This window comes from Wenjunlia tyrosinilytica (assembly GCF_014646055.1).
GTDB lineage: Bacteria > Actinomycetota > Actinomycetes > Streptomycetales > Streptomycetaceae > Wenjunlia > Wenjunlia tyrosinilytica.
The window spans coordinates 1-20,623 of the sequence record NZ_BMMS01000012.1 but is presented as its reverse complement, the minus strand read 5'-3'; the positions used below and the strand labels follow the sequence as shown (position 1 = coordinate 20,623).

The 20,623-nt window shown below is 68.1% G+C and carries 17 protein-coding genes; 9 read left to right on the top strand and 8 right to left on the bottom strand.

The genetic code is table 11. From position 1 onward, the window contains the following. The first annotated feature begins 167 nt into the window (after positions 1 to 167). Positions 168 to 1,118: a trypsin-like serine peptidase gene (locus IEY86_RS14985; RefSeq protein ID WP_189132181.1), complete on the top strand. Its 951-nt coding sequence runs from the start codon at positions 168 to 170 to the stop codon at positions 1,116 to 1,118. A 46-nt stretch (positions 1,119 to 1,164) separates the two neighbouring features. Here the strand turns inward: IEY86_RS14985 and IEY86_RS14980 are convergent, their stop codons facing one another. The 5 genes from IEY86_RS14980 to IEY86_RS14960 all read right to left on the bottom strand — a co-directional run bounded on the left by IEY86_RS14980 (position 1,165) and on the right by IEY86_RS14960 (position 7,880). Continuing rightward, a complete protein-coding gene (locus IEY86_RS14980; protein WP_189132180.1) occupies positions 1,165 to 1,371 on the bottom strand; it encodes a MarR family transcriptional regulator in 207 nt (68 codons plus the stop codon). 333 nt (positions 1,372 to 1,704) lie between these two features. Next, on the bottom strand, positions 1,705 to 5,655 hold the full coding sequence (gene hrpA, locus IEY86_RS14975) for an ATP-dependent RNA helicase HrpA (RefSeq protein ID WP_189132179.1): 3,951 nt from the start codon (positions 5,653 to 5,655) through the stop codon (positions 1,705 to 1,707). Positions 5,656 to 5,834: 179 nt separating this feature from the next. Beyond that, entirely contained in the window at positions 5,835 to 6,194 is a 360-nt protein-coding gene (locus IEY86_RS14970; protein ID WP_189132178.1) for a hypothetical protein, read from the bottom strand. Positions 6,195 to 6,448: 254 nt separating this feature from the next. Further along, entirely contained in the window at positions 6,449 to 6,595 is a 147-nt protein-coding gene (locus tag IEY86_RS14965; protein WP_189132177.1) for a hypothetical protein, read from the bottom strand. A 649-nt stretch (positions 6,596 to 7,244) separates the two neighbouring features. Then, the gene (locus IEY86_RS14960; RefSeq protein WP_189132176.1) at positions 7,245 to 7,880 is read right to left on the bottom strand and encodes a TetR/AcrR family transcriptional regulator; all 636 of its coding nucleotides are present in this window, start codon (positions 7,878 to 7,880) and stop codon (positions 7,245 to 7,247) included. Positions 7,881 to 8,100: 220 nt separating this feature from the next. On the opposite strand from IEY86_RS14960, the gene IEY86_RS14955 reads away from it, so the two are divergent. The 7 genes from IEY86_RS14955 to IEY86_RS14925 all read left to right on the top strand — a co-directional run bounded on the left by IEY86_RS14955 (position 8,101) and on the right by IEY86_RS14925 (position 17,169). After that, positions 8,101 to 8,904: an SDR family NAD(P)-dependent oxidoreductase gene (locus tag IEY86_RS14955; protein WP_189132175.1), complete on the top strand. Its 804-nt coding sequence runs from the start codon at positions 8,101 to 8,103 to the stop codon at positions 8,902 to 8,904. 61 nt (positions 8,905 to 8,965) lie between these two features. Further along, positions 8,966 to 10,087, top strand: coding sequence for a DUF5938 domain-containing protein (locus IEY86_RS14950; protein ID WP_189132174.1), 1,122 nt, complete (start codon positions 8,966 to 8,968; stop codon positions 10,085 to 10,087). Between the two features lie 84 nt (positions 10,088 to 10,171). Beyond that, positions 10,172 to 11,911: an AMP-binding protein gene (locus tag IEY86_RS14945; protein WP_189132173.1), complete on the top strand. Its 1,740-nt coding sequence runs from the start codon at positions 10,172 to 10,174 to the stop codon at positions 11,909 to 11,911. A gap of 8 nt (positions 11,912 to 11,919) precedes the next feature. After that, positions 11,920 to 13,113, top strand: coding sequence for a lipid-transfer protein (locus IEY86_RS14940; RefSeq protein WP_189132172.1), 1,194 nt, complete (start codon positions 11,920 to 11,922; stop codon positions 13,111 to 13,113). 214 nt (positions 13,114 to 13,327) lie between these two features. Beyond that, on the top strand, positions 13,328 to 14,761 hold the full coding sequence (locus IEY86_RS14935; RefSeq protein ID WP_189132171.1) for an ATP-binding protein: 1,434 nt from the start codon (positions 13,328 to 13,330) through the stop codon (positions 14,759 to 14,761). 741 nt (positions 14,762 to 15,502) lie between these two features. Next, positions 15,503 to 16,027 (top strand): DUF4365 domain-containing protein, encoded by a 525-nt coding sequence (locus tag IEY86_RS14930; RefSeq protein WP_189132170.1) that lies wholly within the window; start codon positions 15,503 to 15,505, stop codon positions 16,025 to 16,027. Positions 16,028 to 16,458: 431 nt separating this feature from the next. Further along, on the top strand, positions 16,459 to 17,169 hold the full coding sequence (locus tag IEY86_RS14925) for a hypothetical protein (protein ID WP_189132169.1): 711 nt from the start codon (positions 16,459 to 16,461) through the stop codon (positions 17,167 to 17,169). A 522-nt stretch (positions 17,170 to 17,691) separates the two neighbouring features. On the opposite strand, the gene IEY86_RS14920 is transcribed toward IEY86_RS14925, so the two are convergent. From IEY86_RS14920 to IEY86_RS14910, 3 genes are all read right to left on the bottom strand, one after another. Continuing rightward, positions 17,692 to 18,171, bottom strand: coding sequence for an NUDIX domain-containing protein (locus IEY86_RS14920; protein ID WP_189132168.1), 480 nt, complete (start codon positions 18,169 to 18,171; stop codon positions 17,692 to 17,694). A gap of 18 nt (positions 18,172 to 18,189) precedes the next feature. Beyond that, positions 18,190 to 19,404: a helix-turn-helix domain-containing protein gene (locus tag IEY86_RS14915; RefSeq protein ID WP_189132167.1), complete on the bottom strand. Its 1,215-nt coding sequence runs from the start codon at positions 19,402 to 19,404 to the stop codon at positions 18,190 to 18,192. 243 nt (positions 19,405 to 19,647) lie between these two features. Beyond that, positions 19,648 to 20,013, bottom strand: coding sequence for a winged helix-turn-helix domain-containing protein (locus IEY86_RS14910; protein ID WP_189132166.1), 366 nt, complete (start codon positions 20,011 to 20,013; stop codon positions 19,648 to 19,650). A gap of 242 nt (positions 20,014 to 20,255) precedes the next feature. On the opposite strand from IEY86_RS14910, the gene IEY86_RS14905 reads away from it, so the two are divergent. Then, positions 20,256 to 20,561, top strand: a complete 306-nt coding sequence (locus tag IEY86_RS14905; RefSeq protein WP_373287028.1) for a hypothetical protein — start codon at positions 20,256 to 20,258, stop codon at positions 20,559 to 20,561. Positions 20,562 to 20,623 lie beyond the last annotated feature (62 nt).

Genomic DNA, 20,623 nt, shown 5'->3' with positions numbered 1-20,623 from the left:
CCTGGGCTCCCGGCGGGGCGGCCCGCCGCAAGCTCACCGTGCGAGACGTGCGCCGCTCGGCTGCGGCGCGGCTCCGCACCCGTGCCTGATAGGGGTGGGACGAGGGCTTGCGCCAAGTGCACCAGTCCGACGGGCCGCTGACGGGCGGTGCGCCTAGGTTCACCGGCATGGGAACGATCCTCTCCGCCACCCGGGCCGTGCTCCTCGCCACCACCGTCGGCAGTGCGCTGCTGTCCGCCGCGATCCCGACCGGGGCCCAACCGGCAGAGCCCGCCGCGGGGGTGGTGCGGCACTCGGCGGAGGAGTCCGAGTCGGCCCAGCGGCGGGCACATGCCTACTGGACGCCGGAGAGGATGCGTGCGGCCAGGCCGGTGGAGGAGTACACGGCGGCGGGCCGTGCCGCCGCGCCTCCGCCCCATGCCGACGGCAAGCCGTGGCCGGGCGGCAAGCAGGCCGTCAGGACCACCGGGCAGCTGTTCCTCGTGGTCTCCGGCGGCCGGCCGGCCTCCTGCACCGCCGCCGTCGTGGAGTCCGGCAGCGAGGACGTCGTCGCGACCGCCGCGCACTGCGTCCATCTGGCCGAGAGCGGCGGCTGGTCGGAGCGGATGGTCTTCGTCCCCGGCTACGAGGGCGGCCGCGCCCCGTACGGGGAGTTCCCGGCGAGGCGGGCGGCGGTCTCGGCGGCCTGGATGGAGGACGAGGACCCCGACGAGGACTACGCCTTCGTCCGGCTCGCCGCCTCCGACCGGGGCCATGTCGCCGATGTCGTGGGGGCGCGCCCCGCCTCGTTCACACCGAGCCCGCACCGCGAGACCGTTGTCCTCGGCTACCCGGCCGACCCGCCCTTCGACGGCGAGTCCGTGCAGTACTGCTCGGGCGCGGCCCTGGCGTCGCCCTACGTCAACAATCCCCGGCAGCACTACGTCAAGCCCTGCTACTTCACTCCGGGGGCCAGCGGCGGCCCCTGGTACACCGGGTTCGACGCCGCCACCGGCAAAGGGGTGCAGACCGGGGTCACCAGCGCCAAGCCGGTGGGGCCCGGCGGTGACGCCTATGTCTTCGGCGCGATGTTCGACGCCATGGCCGAGCGGCTCCTCCACGCCGCCGACAGCCCCTGACCCCGGACACCCCTCGCCATCGAAACACCCCCAGGTCGGCGGAGGGTCACCTGGCGGGATCGCTCCGGCCCCTGTTGCCCGGTCGTCGGGCGCTCCACACCCGGATGGTGTCGGCGTACCAGTACGGTTTTCCGCCCTCGACCAGGTCGGGCGCGGGCAGATGCCCGAGCTTCTTGTACGAGCGCACCGTGTCGGTGCGCACCCGGATATGGGCGGCGATCTCGGCGTACGACCACAGGGTCCGGTCGGTCATCTCATCCACCTCCCAGCGGGCGCCGCAGAGACGGCCGGGGTTGCCGTCGCGGGGCTGCGACGCGAGGACGGCCCGGGCCGCCTTCAACCGAAGCGCGGGGGACCGCCGCTGTCGGAAAGCCAGCCTGCCGCTGCCACGAAGCGGAATCGATCTACGCCGCTTGCTGTGCCAGGCTTGTGACGCGGTGCCCGCGTAATAGTGACAAACGGCGGCGAATGGGTAGAACGCGCGCACGCCGGGCCCCCCTTTGGTGTGCCGCCGTCCGTGCTTCGAACCACCGGGTGCGTCGTTGTACGCCCGGTGATCCACCGGCCGCTCACGCCATACGGGGTGTCAACCGGGCAGCTGGTCGATCGCCTTGACGATCCGCTTGTCCGAGACCGGGTACGGCGTGCCGAGCCCCTGGGCGAAGTAGCTGACCCTCAGCTCCTCGATCATCCAGCGGATGCGCTCCAGTTCCGGTCCGGGCGGGGTGCCGGAAGGCAGCGCGTCCACGAGCCGCTGGTACTCGTGCCGCATCTGCTCGACCTTGAGCATCAGCTCCCGGTCGCGCTGGGGCGCGTTCGGCAGCCGCTCCAAACGGTGCTCGACGGCCTTGAGATAGCGCAGCACGTCCGGAAGCCGCCGCAGGCCCACCCCCGTGGCGAAGCCCCGGTGAACCAGCCCTTCCAGCTGCGCCTTGATGTCGGTGAGGGCCGGAACGAGCGCCAGGCTGGTAGAACCCTTGAGCCGCCGCTCCACGCGGTGCGCGACCGCGAGGACGTTGGCGACCTTCACCACCGCGTCGGCCGCCGTGCCGTACAGCTCCGCCCGCACATGGTCACGCAGCTTGGCGAAGCCCTCCTCGTCCCAGGCGGGGCCGCCGAAGTCGTCCATCAGCTTGTCGACCGCGCAGGAGACGCAGTCGTCGAACAGGTCCGCGGTGCTGTTGTGCGGGCTGTGGCTGAGGGCCAGTTTCGCCTGGGTGCCCAGCCGGCCCTGAATCGACTTCACCGGCGAGTTGGCGCAGAGCAGCAGGAGGCGGCGGGTGCCCGCCCACATGGCCCGCTGCTGTTCCTCCTCGGTCTCGAACAGCCTGATGGCCGCCGTCTCGCCCTCGTCCACCAGCGCCGGGTAGCCCTTGACGGCGTGCCCGTCGCGCTTGTCCTCGAAGGTGCGCGGCAGGGTGCCGAACGTCCAGGTGGTCAGCCCCTTGCGCTCGATGCCCGACCCGGCCGCGGACATCGCGGCCCGGGTCTTCGGTCTGAGCTTGAACTTCAGCGCGCCCAGGTCCTTGTCCTCGGCCACCTTGTGGTGCTTGCCGTCGACCACGCGGAAGGTGATCCGCAGATGGTCCGGAACCCGTTCCAGATCCCAGGCCTCGGGAGGGATCACCACACCGCGTATCCGGTGCAGCTCACGGGCGAGCGCCTCGGTCAGCGGCTCCTCGCGCACGGCGAGGCGGGCCAGCGCCTCCCTGGCGACGTCGGGGGCGGGGACGAAGTTGCGCCGGATCGCCTTGGGCAGCGAGCGGATGAGCGCGGTCGCCAGGTCCTCGCGCAGCCCCGGGATCTGCCAGTCGAAGCCCTCACCCGTCACCTGGTTGAGCACCGGGAGCGGGATGTGCACGGTGACGCCGTCCGCCTCGGTGCCCGGCTCGAACTGGTAGGACAACCGCAGCCGCAGCTCGCCCTGCTGCCAGAAGTCCGGGTAGTCGGCCTCGCAGACGCCGCCCGCCTGCTCGTTGATGAGCATCGACTTCTCAAAGCTCAGCAGGTCGGGCTCGCTGTGCCGGGTCTTCTTCCACCAGCTGTCGAAGTGGCGGGCGGAGACGACCTCCCGGCCGACGCGCTGGTCGTAGAAGTCGAAGAGGGTCTCGTCGTCCACGAGGATGTCGCGGCGGCGGGCCCGGTGCTCGAGGTCCTCCACCTCCTCGAGCAGGGCCCGGTTCTCATGGAAGAACTTGTGGTGGGTGCGCCACTCGCCCTGCACCAGGGCATGCCGGATGAACAGCTCACGGGAGAGCTCGGGGTCGACACGCCCGTAGGAGACCTTCCTGGCGGCGACGATCGGCACCCCGTAGAGCGTCACCTTCTCGAACGCCATGACGGCGCCGCGGTCCTTCTCCCAGTGCGGCTCGCTGTAGTTGCGCTTGATCAGGTGCCGGCCGAGCGACTCGGCCCACTCGGGCTCGATGCGCGCGGCGATACGGCCCCACAGCCGGGAGGTCTCCACGAGTTCCGCGGCCATCACCCAGCGCGGGGGCTTCTTGAACAGCGACGAGCCCGGGAAGACGGCGAAGCGCGCGCCCCGCGCCCCGATGTACTCGCGCTTGTCCGGGTCCATCAGCCCGATGTGCGAGAGCAGTCCGGCCAGCAGCGACTGGTGGATGCGCTGGGGGTCGGGCGGCGCCGCGTCGTTGAGCGCCATGCCGAGGTTCTTGGCCGTGGTGCGCAGCTGGCTGTAGATGTCCTGCCACTCGCGCACCCGGAGGAAGTTGAGGAACTCCGCCTTGCACAGCTTGCGGAACTGGTTGGAGGACAGCTCCTTCTGCTGTTCGCGCAGGTACTGCCAGAGGTTGAGGTAGGCCAGGAAGTCCGAGCTCTCGCCGTCGCTGGCGGCGGTGAACCTGCGGTGCTTCTCGTCGGCCGCCTGCTGTTTGTCGGCGGGCCGCTCGCGCGGGTCCTGGATCGACAGCGCCGCGACGATCACCATGACCTCGCGCAGGCACCCGTTCTTCTCGGCCTCGATGACCATCCGGGCCAGCCGCGGGTCGACCGGCAGCTGGGCGAGGTTGCGGCCCAGCGGGGTCAGCCGCTTGCGGACGTCCTTCTGCTCGGGGTCGATCGCGCCGAGCTCCTCGAGGAGCTGGACGCCGTCCTTGATATTGCGGCGGTCCGGGGGCTCGACGAACGGGAAGGCCGCGATGTCGCCGAGGCCGATCGCGGTCATCTGGAGGATGACGGAGGCCAGGTTGGTGCGCAGGATCTCCGGGTCGGTGAACTCGGGGCGTCCGAGGAAGTCCTCCTCGGAGTACAGGCGGATGCAGATGCCCTCGGAGACACGGCCGCAGCGGCCCTTGCGCTGATTCGCGCTCGCCTGGGAGATCGCCTCGATGGGCAGCCGCTGCACCTTGAGCCGGTGGCTGTAGCGGGAGATCCGGGCGGTGCCGGGGTCGACCACGTACTTGATGCCGGGGACGGTCAACGAGGTCTCGGCGACGTTGGTGGCCAGCACCACGCGCCGCCCGGTGTGGCGCTGGAAGACGCGGTGCTGCTCGGCGGCGGACAGCCGCGCGTACAGGGGGAGGATCTCGGTGCTGCGGCCGCGGGCGTGTAGGGGAGCGTGCTTGCTCAGCGCGTCGGCGGTGTCGCGGATCTCCCGCTCACCGGAGAGGAAGACCAGGATGTCGCCGGGGCCCTGCTCGCACAGCTCGTCCACGGCTTCGCAGATCGCCTGGATCTGGTCGCGGGCGTCGTCGCCGTCCCCGTCCTCGTCGGCGTCCTCGGCGAGCAGCGGCCGGTAGCGGACCTCGACGGGGTAGGTGCGGCCGGAGACCTCGATGACGGGCGCGTCGTCGAAGTGGCGGGAGAAGCGCTCCGGGTCGATGGTCGCCGAGGTGATGACGACCTTCAGATCGGGGCGGCGGGGCAGGAGCTGCTTGAGGTAGCCGAGGATGAAGTCGACGTTGAGACTGCGCTCGTGCGCCTCATCGATGATCAGGGTGTCGTACTGGCTGAGGTTGCGGTCGTTCTGGAGCTCGGCGAGGAGGATACCGTCGGTCATGACCTTGACGAGGGTGTCGTCCCCGACCTGGTCGGTGAAGCGGACCTTCCAGCCGACGGCCCGGCCGAGCGGCGTGCCGAGCTCCTCCGCGACACGCTCGGCGACCGTGCGGGCGGCGATGCGGCGGGGCTGGGTGTGGCCGATCAGGCCGCTGACGCCGCGGCCGAGTTCCAGGCAGATCTTCGGCAGCTGCGTGGTCTTGCCGGAGCCGGTCTCGCCCGCGACGATCACGACTTGGTGGTCGCGGACGGCCGCGAGGATCTCGTCCTTCTTCTGGCTGACCGGCAGGGCCTGCGGGTACTTCACCTCGGGTACGCCTGCCCGGCGCCGCTCGAGCCGCAGCTCGGCCTCGTCCACGGCGGCGGCGATCTTGGCGGCGGCGGCCCGCTGCCCCTCGGGGTCACGGATCTTGCGTATGCCGTCGATCCGGCGCTGAAGGCGGCGCTGGTCGCGCAGCATCAGGTCGGACAGGCGTGACTGCAGGTCGGCGAGGGAGCTTCTCACAAGCGGGGTACCCATTACAGGGGCAAGGATAGGCACGCCGACGCCCGAGTCCGCCACCGGATAACGCCGCGCCGCGCACGCGCCGTCCAGGACCGGCCCGTTCCTGCGCTTGGAAACGGTGCCTGGAGCGGCGGCGGAAGGCGGCGTGAAGGCCCCAGGAGCGGTCGGCGCCCCGGCGCCCCGGCCGCTTTGGGCTATCTGCCCGTGCGGCCCGGGACCGCCGGGAGACCGGCTTCCGCCCCCGGCACCCGAGCGGCCTCCGTGACCGGCTCGGGGACAGGTACGTCGGCCGGCTGCGGACCCGGCGCACCGCTCGTTCTTCCCGGCAGCCTTCCCTGCAGCCGCAGGGCCGTCGTCGCTGTTCCGGTGATCAAGAGGACCGCCGCGCAGCCCGAGGTCGGGGTGATGCGTTCGGCCTGGAGGAGCCAGGCCGAGGACATGCCGAAGACGGGGACCAGCAGGGAGTACGGGGCCGCGGTCGCCGCGCCCACCACCGGTACAACCGCCCCTTTGGCCGCCCCGCCCTTCGCGGCCTCCAGCCACGCTGTGCTCACCCGGTCACGGAACGGATACGAAGTCCGCGATCGGCCGATGACTTCCGCTCCGGTGCCGCACCCCCTGGTTGCGCTGCCACACGGGCGTCGTACGACCTGCCCGGGACGCTGATCATCGGCGATCCCCTGGATGGGGAGAGGAGCCCGTTCCATCTGTCCTGGGCGGCCGACAACCAGGGCGCCAACGGGGCCTTCGCAGTCACCTCCGCTCAGCGCGGCACGGACACCACGGACGGTGAGCCGGTCGCCATCGACTACTGGTCCTTCTCCGCGGACGGGTCGGGCGGGATCTCCGGGAAGCTGACCGACGCGGCCACCAGCCAGGGGGCCGCGCTCAATCTGCTCTTCCTGCCGAAGCCGCTGGTGAACTGCGGGATGTACTCGCCGTTCGTGTTCAGCATGGGGGAGGGGACCCCCGCTCGAGGGCAGCGTCGGCAGCGGTGATGTCTCGCTGACCCTGAGCGGCACCACGGGCGACGGCACCCGGAAGTTCACCGTCACCTGGTGACGGACGACGACCCTGTGGGATCGGGGGACCCATGACCGCGGACCGACTGGTGGGCGAATGGGCCCGACGTGTGGCCGATGTGGCCGCGCCCCAGGAGATCGACTCGGCCGAACCGACCGCCCGCGCCTACGCGGTGGGCGGATCCGAACGCCGACGGATGCTCCAGCGGGCGCCGGCGGCGCCGGGAGGCGCGGGTGGCGAGTTGGCGACCGTGCTGCCCGCGTTGTGGGACGCGCCGGCGGCCACCGCTCTGTTGATCAATCGATTCTCGGATCACCGGCACTGGCCCAGCCCATCTCCGGCGCCATGCTGTGGCTTGCCCTGCGCGAGCGTGCCGCCGCCCGACGAGCCGACGAGCCGACGACCCGACGGCAACAGCCGCGTCAGGCAGCGGGCAGCCGACCGTGGGACGCACGGGGACTGCGGGTGGCGCGGGGACCGTTCCCCCTCCCGAACTCGCAACGGCCTCCCACCAGGCACAAGCCCCCGGCTCCCCCCGAGTTCCCATGCGAAGGGGACCCTCCCGAGGAGGGCCTCGGCACTCACCGGCGGCTAACCAGCTGTCCCATAAGCTGTTCCGTGTTGCTCCGCAACTCGTCGACGGATTCCTCGCGGCCGGTCAGGTATCTGAGCAGCGCCTGTTGGAAGAGCCCGTCAAAGACCGCATAGGCGATCCCCGAGGAGACCGTGGGAGGTGATCCTGACAGTTCCGCGTAGTGACTGACGACGCGCCAGATCATCCGCTCGAGACTCTGGTCGATGTCGAGTACATCGGCACGGAACGACTCCTCGAACAGGCCCTGGTTCCGCAGGTCGTACCAGAGCCGGTGCATAGGTGCGTCGTCGCGCAGCGTTGCGGCCATGGCCTCGCCGAAGCTCCGTCCCAGCTCATCCGCCGAGTCGGCGCTGACGACGATCCGGTCGTAGCGGGTGACGCAGTCCGCCTTGTACTGCCGCACGCAGTAAGTGATCAGCTCCACCTTGTCACGGAAGTAGTAGTGCAGAACGCCGTGGGAGAACTCGGAGTTCTGCGCGATCTCCCGCAGGCTCGTACGGGCGTAGCCCAGCTCGGCCAGGGTCTGCAGCGCGGACGCCGCGAGCTGCGCCCGCCGCTCGGCGAACTTGTCGACCTGCCGCCGGGAGATCCGGTCCCGGTTCTTGCCTTCGACCTGGGCCACAGCGCCTCTCCGTCAAGCCGTCCCGCCCGCTGCCGTGCGGGTCCCCGACCAGGCTAGCGTGCCTCGCCGCGAATCCATGGAGGAAATCTTGACAGTCGTCCAAGAAACTCTTGACGACTGTCAAGAAGTGCTCGAAGCTGTCGTCACCTCCCGCGGTCCGGGTCTTGTCACGGCTGAGCGCGCGGCGGGGCACACAGTCGTCTCAACGAGGAGATGTGCCATGAGTGTGTTCGACCTGGCCGGACGCAGGGCCCTGGTGACGGGCGGAGCCCGAGGACTGGGCGCGGGGATGGCCGAGGCGCTGGCCAGGGCCGGTGCCGCCGTCGCCATAGGCGACATCCGGGAGGACCTGGGCAAGGCGACGGCCGAGTCACTCCGGGAGGCCGGCGCCACAGCCGCGTTCGTCCCCCTCGACGTGACCGAGGACGCGAGCTGGGAGTCGGCGGTCGCCCGAACCATCGACGAGCTGGGCGGCCTGGACATCGTCGTCAACAACGCCGGGGTCGAGATCTCCGGCCTGGTCGTCGACCTCGACCCCGCCGATGTACGCAGGATGCTGGAGGTCAACGTCCTCGGCGTGGCCCTCGGCACCAAGCACGCCTTCCGCGCGATGCGGCCCGGCGGCCCGGCGGGGGGCGGGGGCGCGGTCGTCAACATCGCGTCTGTCGCGGCGACCATCCCGTTCCCCGGCATCGCGGGCTATTCCGCCACCAAATCGGCGGTGGACCGGCTCACCCGGGTGGCCGCGCTGGAATCCGGAAAGCTCGGCTACGGCGTACGCGTCAACTGCGTCCACCCCGGGCTGGTACCCACCGAGATGGGCGCGAGGCTCGCCGAGGACATGGTGGCCCTCGGCCTCTGGCCGAGCGCCGAGGCGGCCGTCGGCGACGTCATCGGCCTCACCCCGCTCGGCCGGCTCGGAGAGGCCGCCGACATGGCTGACGCCGTGGTCTTCCTCGCCTCCGACGGCGCCCGCTTCATCACCGGTGCCGGCCTGCCCGTCGACGGCGGCATGGGCATGTGACGGGCCCACCCGTTCCACCGCCGCACCCCTCGCACCGGACCTTCGGAAAGGCCGACCGAACATGAGCAATGACAAGCCCGTCGTCGTCTACGGAGCCTCCGGCTACACCGGCCGCCTCGTCTGCGAGTACCTCCGGGAGTACAACGTTCCCTTCATCGCCGCCGGGCGTGACAAGGCGCGCATCCAGGCTGTCCTGGACAAGGTTCCCGGCATCGAGACCGTGGACCACGAGGTCATCGAGGTCGAGCACGCGGTAGGACCGCTGACCGAGCTCTTCCGCGGCGCCAAGGTGGTCAGCAACATGGTCGGCCCGTTCATCAAGTACGGGCCCGAGGTGGTCGAGGCCGCCCTCGCCGCCGACTGCCACTACCTGGACACCACCGGGGAACAGGACTGGGTCCTGGACGCTCAGGCGCGGTGGGGCGATCGGTACGCGGAGAAGGGGCTCCTGCTCTCCCCCGGCATCGCCCAGATGTACACCACGGGGGAGATCGCGGCCAACATCTGCCTGGAGACACCGGGCCTGGACACGCTCGACATGCTGGTGCTCTGGAAGGGGTTCCCGACCTACGCCTCGACGCAGACGATCTTCACCATCCTGAAGGCCGACTGGCACTACCTGGAACAGAACCAGTACAAGAAGTGGGACCCGCTGACCGCCGTCGAGGTCGCCGTCCCGGGGCAGCATGAAACGGCACTGGCCCTGCCGTGGGGCGGCACCTGCCACCCGGTGTGGTTCAAGAACGACCCGCGCGTGGCGAACTGCAAGGTGCTCGGCGGCGTCATGGACCGTGCGGTCATGCAGGGCGTGGTCGAGACGGTGAAGATGGTCGAGTCGCAGATCAAGACCCTCCCGGCCGACCAGCAGGACGACGCCCTGGCCGAGGTGGCCGCCTCGGTTCAGGCCGGCATGCCGCCGAGGGAGAACCCCAGGATCAACACCTCGGTGGACTCCGTCCACGCCTCCGGCCCCTTGGGGCGCGCGCACTGTGTGATCCACGGCAACAGCAACTACAAGCAGACCGGGCTGCTACAGGCCTACGCCGCGTACTCGCTCCTCCAGCAGGCACCCAGGCGCGTCGGCCTCGCCTCGGCGTGCCAGGCCTTCGGCCACCGTGAACTGCTCGGGGTACTCAAGAGCTTCGGACTCGTCCTCGACCCGGTGCTCACCGTCAACAGCTGACCGATACGGGGCCCGGCGCCACCGAGGCCCCGAGCCCCGTTCGCTCGCCGAGCCGCGACACTTCGACGTTTGAGGATGGCGCCCGTGCGTCTGACCGACTACCTCGACAAGGGTGCGTCCCTGGGCCCCGGATCCCCTTGTCTGACGACCGGGGACCACACACTCACCTACGGCGAGGTCCAAGCGCTCTCCTGGCGGGTGGCACGAGGGCTGGAACGGTCGGGAGTGCGCCCCGGGGAGAAGGTGGCCGTACTTTCGGCGAACGACCCGACCGCCTTCTCGTGCGTGTTCGGCATCTCGCGGGCGGGCGCGGTGTGGTGTCCGGTCAACCCGCGCAACGAGGCCGCCGAGAACCGGGAACTGCTGGACCTCTTCGACTGCGTCTGCCTCGTCTTCCAGGAGGCCTACGCGCCCCTCGTCGCCAAGATCCTTCCGGACCTGCCCAAACTGACCACCCTGGTCTGCCTGGACGGGACACCGGGCTTCGCCGTCTCCTTCGACCAGTGGCTGGACGGCGTGTCCGCCGAGCCGTGGCAGCCGGAACCCGTGGGGACCCCTGAATCCGTGGGGACCCCTGAATCCCGGGGGACCTCCGAACCCGTGGGGACCCCTCAACCCCTGGGGATCCCTGAATCCGTGGGGACCCCTCAACCCCTGGGGACCCCTCAACCCCTGGGGACCTCTGAACCTCCGGGGACCTCCGAACTCCTGGGGCGCTCGGAATCCCTCGCGACCGTCGGCGACACCGTCATGCTGGTCGGTACCGGCGGCACCACCGGCCGGCCCAAAGGGGTGATGCTGACCGACCGGAACATCGAGACGATGACGGCGCTGACGCTCATGAGCTACCCGTTCGGCAGCCGTCCCGTCTACCTGGCCCTGGCTCCGCTCACCCATGCCGCCGGGGTGCTGTGCTTCCCCGTCATGACACTGGGCGGCGAGATCGTCATCATGCCCACCCCCGACCTGACCCGGTACCTCTCACTCGTCGAGCGGCACCGGGTCACCCACACATTCCTTCCTCCGACCCTGATCTACATGCTGCTCGGCCACCCGGGCCTGGACGGCGCGGACCTGAGCTCCCTGCGGTGCCTCTGGTACGGCGCGGCGCCCATGTCGGCCGCCCGGTTGGAAGAGGCGATCCACCGGATCGGCCCGGTGATGGCGCAGCTCTTCGGCCAGTCCGAGGCCCCCATGATGATCTCGACCATGGCCCCGGGGGACCATTTCCACCCCGACGGCTCACTCGCCGTCGAGCGCTTCTCCTCGGCGGGACGGCCCTCCCCCCTGGTCCAGGTCGCCATCATGGACGGCGAGGGAAGGCTGCTGCCGCCCGGCGAGCACGGGGAGATCGTCGTCCGCGGCTCCCTGGTGATGGCGGGCTACTACAAGGACCCGTCGGCCACCGAGGAGACGTCCCGTCACGGCTGGCACCACACCGGGGACATCGGCTACCTCGACGCCGACAACTACCTTTTCATCGTCGACCGCGCGAAGGACATGATCATCAGCGGTGGCTTCAACGTCTACTCCACACAGGTGGAGCAGGCGGTGATGGAGCACCCCGCGGTACGGGACTGCGCGGTCGTGGGACTGCCCGACGACACATGGGGCGAGCGGGTCGTGGCGGTCCTGGAACTCCATCCCGGCGAGAACGTCACCGACGACGGCATGCGTGCTTTCGTGAAGGCCCGCATCGGGAGCGTCAAGGCGCCCAAGCAGGTCGAAGTATGGCCCGACCTTCCCCGTTCGAAGCTCGGCAAGGTCGTCAAGACAGAGGTCAGATCCCGTCTGCTGCGGGATGCCTCCCGCGGCCACCCGTAGGAGTCCTCATGGTGGAGAAGGTGCGTATAGCCGGGGTCGGCATGATCCCGTTCACCAAGCCGGGCACCGGCGAGACCTATCCGGTGATGGCCGAACGCGCCGCGAGGGCTGCTCTCGACGACGCCGGGCTGTCCTACGAATGTGTCCAGCAGGCCTGTGCGGGATACGTCTACGGTGATTCGACGGCGGGTCAGGCGGGGCTGTACTCCCTTGGGCTTTCCGGGATACCCGTCGTGAACGTGAACAACAACTGCGCCACCGGCTCCTCGGCCCTCTGGCTCGCACGGCAGGCCGTCGCCTCGGGCGCCGCCGACTGTGTACTGGCCGTCGGCTTCGAGCAGATGCGCCCCGGCGCGCTGGCCGGCGTGTGGGACGACCGTCCGGACCCCCTGCGGCGCTTCCTCGACCGGATGACCGAACTCCAGGGGTTCGACGAACGGGCCCCGGTCGCGGCCCAGTTGTTCGGTGGCGCCGGGGTCGCCCACACCGCCGTGCACGGCACCGATCCCGCCACCTTCGCCAAGATCGCGGTGAAGGCGCGTCGCCATGCGGCGGCCAATCCGTACGCGGTCTTCCGCACCCCTGTGACCGAGGCGGAGGTCCTCGCCTCGCCGCGCGTCTACGGGCCGCTGACCCGCCTGCAGTGCTGCCCACCCACTTGCGGGGCCGCCGCGGCGGTGCTGTGCAGCGACGACTTCGCCCGGCGGCACGCCGTCGCCTCCCCGGTCGTGATCCGCGCCCAGGCCATGACCAGTGATTCCCCGGGCACCTTCGACTCCGGGGACATGAGGCGAGTGGTGGGCTACGAGATGACACGGGAAGCGGCCCAGCAGGTGTACGAGGCGAGCGGCTACGGCCCCGAGGACATCGACGTGGTCGAGCTCCACGACTGCTTCACCGTCAATGAGCTGCTCAGCTACGAGGCGCTCGGCCTCACCCCGGAGGGCGCGGGCGAGAAGTTCGTCCTCGACGGCGACAACACCTATGGGGGAAGGGTCGTCGTGAATCCCTCCGGTGGTCTGCTCTCCAAGGGACATCCCCTGGGAGCGACCGGCCTCGCCCAGTGCGCGGAACTCGTGTGGCAGCTACGCGGCCAAGCCGAGGCCCGCCAGGTCGAGGGCGCGAAGACGGCACTCCAGCACAACATCGGCCTCGGCGGGGCCTGCGTGGTCACTCTCTACGAAAAAGCCGCTGAGCGGTGACGGGCCGCGCTTGGCGCTGCGATGCGGGACAGACGAGCGCCCCGGCAGCCGATGGCATGCGGCAGTCCAGGAAGGAAAGCTCTGCCTGCCTGCCTGCCTGCCTGCCTGCCTGCTGCACTGCCTGCTGCACTGCCGGGGGAAAGCAAGGTAGCATCTAAGTAAGATTCAATCTACGTAAGATCGAACCTATGTTTCTCTCCAGGGTGGATTGCCGATGGAATTCAAGGGCAGGGCGGCCGACCTGGATCTGCTGGCTCTACAGCTGGGCCTCGTGATCGAGGGCGCAGGTGCCACACGCGGGCGGGCCGTGATCATGACGGGGCGGCGCCGAGTGGGGAAGTCCCGCCTGGTCCAGGAGTTCTGCGACCGGTCCGGAGTTCCCTATGTGGTCTTCCAGGCGACTCGGGGCCGCCACGCCGCGGCCGAGCGGGCGGACTTCACCGCGGCGCTCACGCAGGCCTCCCTGCCCGGGGCGGAGCTGGTGGCCGGGCTGCGGGCCGCGGACTGGAATCAGGCGCTGCGCTCGCTGGCCGTCGCTGTGCCGGACGATGCCGCGAGTATCGCGGTGATCGACGAGGTGCCGTGGCTGGTGGAACAGGACGCGGAGTTCGAGGGAGCGCTGCAGACGGTCTGGGACCGCCACCTGTCCGCCAAGCCGGTCCTGCTCATCCTGGTCGGCAGTGACATGTCGGTCATGGAGGCGCTGCAGTCCCACCGCCGTCCGTTCTTCGGGCGGGCGGCGACGATGACCGTGCGACCGCTGCATCTGGGTGATGTGCAGACGATGACCGGGCTGGATGCGGCAGACGCGATGGATGCTCTTCTGATCACCGGAGGCTTCCCGGAGATCGTCCAATCCTGGAGGCCCGGAATGAGCCGCGGCGACTTCCTGCGCGAAGCGGTGGCGAATCCGCTCTCCCCGCTCCTGGTGGCGGGCGAACTGTCGCTGCTGGGGGAGTTCCCCGAGGCCTCGCACTCCCGGGCGGTGCTGGAGGCGGTGGGCAGCGGCGAGCGGACCTTCTCCACCATCGCCGCACAGGCCGGGGGCGCGGGGGCGCTGCCCTCGGGCACGCTGTCCCCGCTGCTGAGCACCCTGCAGGCCAAGCGGGTCCTCGCGGCCGACCTGCCACTGTCCGGAAAGGCAGACACCAAGAACAAGCGCTACCGCATCGCAGACTCCTATCTCCGGTTCTGGCTGGCCTTCCTGCAGCGGGGACTCCCGCTCATCGAGCGCGGTCGGGGGGATCTGGCCTTGGAGCGCGTTGAGCGCTCGTGGACGACCTGGCGGGGACGCGCGGTCGAGCCGGTCATCCGGGAGTCGCTGCTGCGGCTGCTGCCGGACGGGCAATGGCCTCGGACGGAGGCGGTCGGCGGCTGGTGGAACCGGCAGAACAACCCTGAGATCGACCTGGTCGGCGCCGACCGCGAACCCGTGGCGGGCGCGGTGCACTTCGTCGGCTCCATCAAGTGGCTGGAGTCCCAGCCGTTCGGCCGGCGCGAATACGACGCCCTGGCGCGGGACGTGCCGGCGGTGCCCGGCGCCGGGCCGGATACCCCGCTGGTCGCGGTGTCCCGCAGCGGTGTGGCCGGCGGTCTGCCTCTTGCGGCCCACTGGGGGCCTGAAGAGCTGGTCCGCGCCTGGCGGTAGCCCGGAGAAGGGATGGGCCTGGGGCGCGTGGCTCAGGATGCGCGCGCCCGGAAGCGCCACCGCGTATCCACCGCAGCCACCGCATCCACCCGCGAAACCCCGGTGACAGCCGTACGGCGCGGCACCGGACCCTCCCGCGATCCGCAGGCGAGGTCCGGCGCCTTTCAGCGTGCGCAGGCACATGCTCTGACGAGCAAAAAGGCCCTCCCCGAGGGAGGGCCTACGGGAGTGCCCCCGGCAGGACTCGAACCTGCGGCCAAGCGCTTAGAAGGCGCCCGCGGGGATCGACGGGGCTGACCCGCTGACCTGTGTGTTTCCCACCATTACTGCGATTCCGCTGCTGTAGTTCGACCCGTATTCGACAGGCGGAACCTAGCGGTAGGCCGTGGGCGCCGACAGCGTGACGATGGAGCCCAGCCGTCGGCGCCAGGCATCCGTCAGAGGGGGGCGTTGCCGACGGGCTGCAACACTCGGGGGTGTTGCAGCTCCTCCGGGACCGGCCACCTGAGCTTGGGTTGTCCGACCGATTCCGTAGATCCAGCAACTGGGACATCTCCCGATGGAACTTGTCTGGGCAGGCCCCGCCGCACAGGAACGTCCTTCGGGCATATAGGACAACTCTCACGCCAGCCCCACCCTTCACTCAATCTCGCCTTGACCCTGGAGTCGGTGGGGTAAGAAGTTGGCCGAGTCTGCACGAATGGCTGACATGTGAGGTAGGTCCCATTCACTATGGACGCCATGACCATGTCCATTCCGCGCGGTGAATCGGATGAAGTTTCGATTGCTACTCTCACCGACAATGGCGCCAAGGGGCGATTCGGTGTGTCGTACGTACGTTCCATAATCAGTCAAGCCGGGGTTGGATTCACGGAGACCCCGCCTGACGAAGACGTGCTGGCAGTAGACGGGACCGTGGATTTCGCCGTTGCGTCCGCGCGAATCCAAGTAAAGTGTTCATCGCGTTTCAAGATTGCTGGCAGTAGCGCCTCTTGGCATTCTGAATTACATTGGCGGGAACGATGGAAGGAAAGCGGGGTTCCTGTGTATTTCGTCTTGGTCATATTGGACTACGACGAGCGTCCCCACTGGATTGACCACCACGCGTCCGGCACCAATCACAAAGCTGCTGCCTTTTGGGTGCGAGTTAATCAGCTAGAAGAAGGGGGGAGTATCCACATTCCCAAGACACAGCGACTTACGATCGATTCCCTTTACGTGTGGGCGAAGGAGGTTGAGTCGTGCTTCTTTCCGGCAGTGGTGTAGTCCAGAATGCAATGCGAGTTCCCACCCTGCCTCAGATTCGCTCTTACATGGAATACTCTGGGTGGGAACGGCGGGCGCCTGGTGTCGCAGGCACGCTATGGGTTCGGAATGGGATCCGGATTGGCGTCCCGAATTCGACGATAGGCGATAGAGAAATCGTTAAGGGTATCGTCGCCCGCCTTGCCGCTTATGAGCAGTGCCCGGAAAGTAAACTGGCGAGCCGTATTCGATATCACCTCATGGATGTTACTTTCCTCCGTGCCGCGAATGACTACCGAATCACAGACACCATCCCGTTCGAAGCCGCCTCCACGGTAATCGGATCAGCCCGGAAGCTGCTCCGTGCCTCAGGAACTACGGCATGGAGAGAGCGTGGCGAGATCGGTGGCAATTATGCTCGCCGAGGAGACGAAGTTCTGCGAAGTGCTCGCATGGATCACACACTAGACGGGTCATTTGTCATCCCTCTACTCGTTCCCCTCTCTGCACCGGATGAGCGAACGCCCCATGCGGCGGACTTGCCGAATCTCGAACTATTCACCTCGGCCCCTGAGCCGTTTGAGCGGCGGGTTACGCGCACCCTGGCCCAGTCCATCCAGGCGGTCAGAGAGATTATCGTCCAGCCCGAGAATTCGCCATCGATGTCCGAGTTGCATGCCGTTGTAGAACGCGGCGTCAGTAGGGAATTTTGCTCCGCTCTGGCGAGTATTCTTGCGGAGCCTGCGGTGGGTGAGTTTGAAACACAATTCGACTGGGCGGAATCCCTTCCGGCGCCAGGTGCGATGCCCACGTCGGTGGTGATCGAGAGTGAAGCTGTCGGCCGAATTGAGGAAGCGGCGAAGAAGCTTAAGAAGGGGCGGATTGATACCAGGTCAACGTTCTCTGGGGATATTGTCGAACTTAGGCACGTAACCGATGAGCCCTTTGGTTTCATTTGGGTGTCAACGATAAGGAAGGGTCGACGTTCCGAAATCCGTGTCCGTTTGCCTTTTTCTGAATATCAGGAAGCGTTGACCTGGCATCACTCTCAAAGGGTCGTGATCGTAGAAGGGCGGATTGAAGTGGGTGCGGGTCGCCGCTTGGTCGTAGAAAGCCCGGTTAGCTGCCGTCCGATTGACGAGATCTTTGTTGATGCCCACTAGTCGGATAGGTCAGTAACGGCACCTCGAAGCCTCTCTCATCATTGTCTGCCCGTGCGACGTCACTCAGGGCAGACGCCGCCAAGGACACCCGACGTAAACGTGGCGCCGACCTGCCGTCACCAATCATCCGACCCAGCGCCTTCGGTGAGCAACTGGTCAACCCTTTCCATGACCAAAGCGAACTGAAGCCAGGGGGTCGCGCTCACCAGCTTGGCCATGAACTCACGCGCCTTCTCGGGTGCGAGAGTGTGGCGCTCACCACGGACGTGCCGTACCCGAGTGCCTGGGGGCGGTCCTAATCGATGTACAGCTCAATTCGTCCGCCCTTCGTCTTTCTAATGCCAACAGTTGCGCCTCTCGTAGTGACGTCACCACCAATGCGGTGCAAGGTGTGCCCTCTCTTTGTGTGTGACCGGACAGTCCGGACAGCAATACTCCACCCTGTCCGCTCCGTTTCCGCAGGTCAAGGGCTTAACCGGACAGTCGGACGGCTGCGACAGGTATGGCTCCTGGCCCTCTTGGCTATCGTGCTTCCGCTTCTTGGCCGTGCTCCAAGTAGGTGACCCGGCCTTCACTGCGGGCAGTTGCCGCAGCTCTGATGCGGCGCGCCAGTCGGGGGATCGTGAGGGTGTCCACCGCGTCTAGAGAGTGGTAGCCGTAAGCCCGGACCTCGGTTGCCTGCAACCGGATCTGTCCCTCTAGTTCCTCGGTCAGGGTGCCTCCGTCGAAGATGTACAGGACTTTGTCACCCTCTGCCGGATGGGGCGCCCAGTCCACTGCGAGCAGGCGGCCGATAGTCGGCGCGATGCCCAGCTCTTCTTGGACCTCCCGCACGCATGCTTGGAGCGGGGACTCGCCCGTCTCGACGTAGCCGCCCGGGATTTCCCGGTAGTCCTTATACGTCGGCTCAAGTAGTAGTACCCGGTCTTGATCATCGAAGAACAGCGCACCCGAGGCCATCCTTGGGTGCGCCATCTTTGCCTCGTGCTCGTTCTCGCTCACGCGACTGAGCCTAACCACTCACACCACACGAAGCCTGTCGGCCAGGTCCGCAACGGACTGCGTCGGCCGACCCCGGGTGCCACGGACCCATCCGAGGACGAGTTCGCGGCTCATGTAGTGGTGCCGGACCTGCTCAGGCGCGATCCGCTCGGCTTGCAGGACCATGGCGAGCGCGTCATCTGTGCGGTTCCAGGCGCTGAGGGCCCGGGCAACCTCCAGGTTGTGTCGGACCCGCCGCTCCACTGGTAGGGCGCTGGTGTCCACCGTCGGACCCAGTTCTGCGGCAACCTGCATATCGCCGAGTTCGCCGGCGGTGGCTACGCGGTGGATGGCGACGTTGGTCGGCCCGAAGGCTGTCCACATGTGGTTCGCATCGGAGCCCAGGCGAGCCGCCATCGTGCTGGCTTCTTGCAGGAAGGCTTGGGTGGTGGCCCGGTCCTCCGCTCTTGCCGCCGCCATGGAACCGGTGAGGAAGAGCGTGCCGTACACGGACAGGTAGGCCGGAGTCGCGTCATTGAGGCCGGGCTCCAGGAAGCCCGCGGCATCATTCACGAGCTGGACGGCGGTCTCAAAGCGACCCGTGGACAGCAGGCAGTGCGTGACGGATCGGAACAGCGATCCCGTGATCACGTTGTTGCCGCTCTGCTGCGCGGCGGCAAGTCCACGATCCGCCGCGATCCACGCCAGCTCGTTCTCTCCGAGCTTGCCGAGCACCATAGCGGCGCCCTGGTACGTCAGTGCCAGCAGTGAGTTTGATTCCTCCCGCTCGGTTCCCGAGTGCGCTCGTACGGCAAGCAAGGCGTCCGCGAGTAGCAGCGGGAGTTGTCGCGCCGCGAACCCATACCGTGATCCCTGGTAGGCGTCCCATACCTCGCCCACGTCGGATCGCAGCGCGTCGAGCGCGGGTGGCTCGCCGTCGGCCGGCGCGCCGATGAGCGGGGTGAGGAGCCTGTAGTCCATGAGCGCTTCGCGCAGGGCGGGGAGCGTACCGCGACCGCTTTCCTTGGACCACTCCACGAGGGTCGGCTCCCCGATCAGGTCGCCCATGGAGACGTCCAGTGCGTGGGCGAGTGCCCGGATCACTGACAGTCGGTCGAGTTCGATGCGGTTGTTCTCGGCTTTGCCCAGCCAGTCGGCGGTACGGCCCACCAGTCCGGCAAGCACTTCTTGGGACAGGCCGCGGCGGTGGCGGTACCAAGCGACGCGCTCGCCGGTCGTCAGATGCTGTGTCATTCCTCGCATGACTTCAGCCTCACCTCGGTTCGCGAAGAGACCCCGGAAGGATTTTCCGGGGTCGTCCAGTGGGTGCGCCATAGCGTCGTGAACGTCCGATGCGAGACGCCTTGAATCGACAACGGGGAGGTACTGACGTGGCTCTGACGGCTCGTGAGCGGCTGAGGGTGATGGTGGCTCTTGAACAGCTCTCTGCGGAAGCGCTCGATCTGGCGCGTCGGGCGCAGAGACTCGCGGAGTCTGTCAATCCGACCGCTGCGCCTCCTCGAGTTGCTGGAGGCGGTCATCAAGGCGAGTCAGATGAGCGCGGATCGCTTCGATCTCCTGCATGATCGCGGTGAACTCTGGGCTCAGCTCGTTCGCGGCCTGCTTCTCCTGCGGTTCGCATACGAAGTAGCCGCGAGTCGAGTCGGGACGGACGGTACCCCGCTGCACGAGTAGCTGAAGTGCCTTCGTTGCGGTACCAGGGGCCACGCCGAAGCGCTCGGCGATGGTCCGTACGGCTGGCAGCTTCGTCCCGGGCTCGTACTTGCCCGCCTTGATGTCCTTCTGGAGATCGTCCGCGATCTTCTCGTTCACGCGGCGCGTGGCATCAGCAGTAGGCGTCATACGGCCGATGCTAGCTGCCTCATCACCAGTTCAACCGGCACTGCTGACACGACCTATTGTGCTAGTTGTATCAGTCATGCTAGAACAGTAAGTGCCGATGGACGCCAGGCTCTCACGGGCTGGATTCCGATGTGAGTCCTGCCTGGCCTGCGTCATCGAACGCCCCAACTGGGGTGGCGGCACTCCCGGCCAAGGACAGCCCGTCGCCCCGCCTGCCACGACAACTACTTGAGGAGACCCGCATGCGGATGCGCGTCTTCGTAGCTGGCCACGAAGCCAGAGACGAATCCGAGTTCCTAGAACTTGCGCTCGGCACACCGCCGGAGCTGTGGCTTGGTGAGCCGGACGAGACGGAGGAGGAGCGGGCTGCGCGGCTGGACGCGGCGCGCGACATCCTCGCTGACGACCCGACGCTGTTCGACCGTGTGACCAAGGTGGCCGCTCAGGCCATCGAGTCCCACGCCCCGGAGCTCCTGCCCGCCCCGCTTCCGCTTGGCGTCTCGCCTCGGCGTGGGCGCTACGTCCCCCGGTCGGGGGTGGCAGCGTGAGCAGCGCCCTGACGGCATTGGCGGCTACTGCGCCGCTGGCTGCTGGCTGGTCCATCCACAGT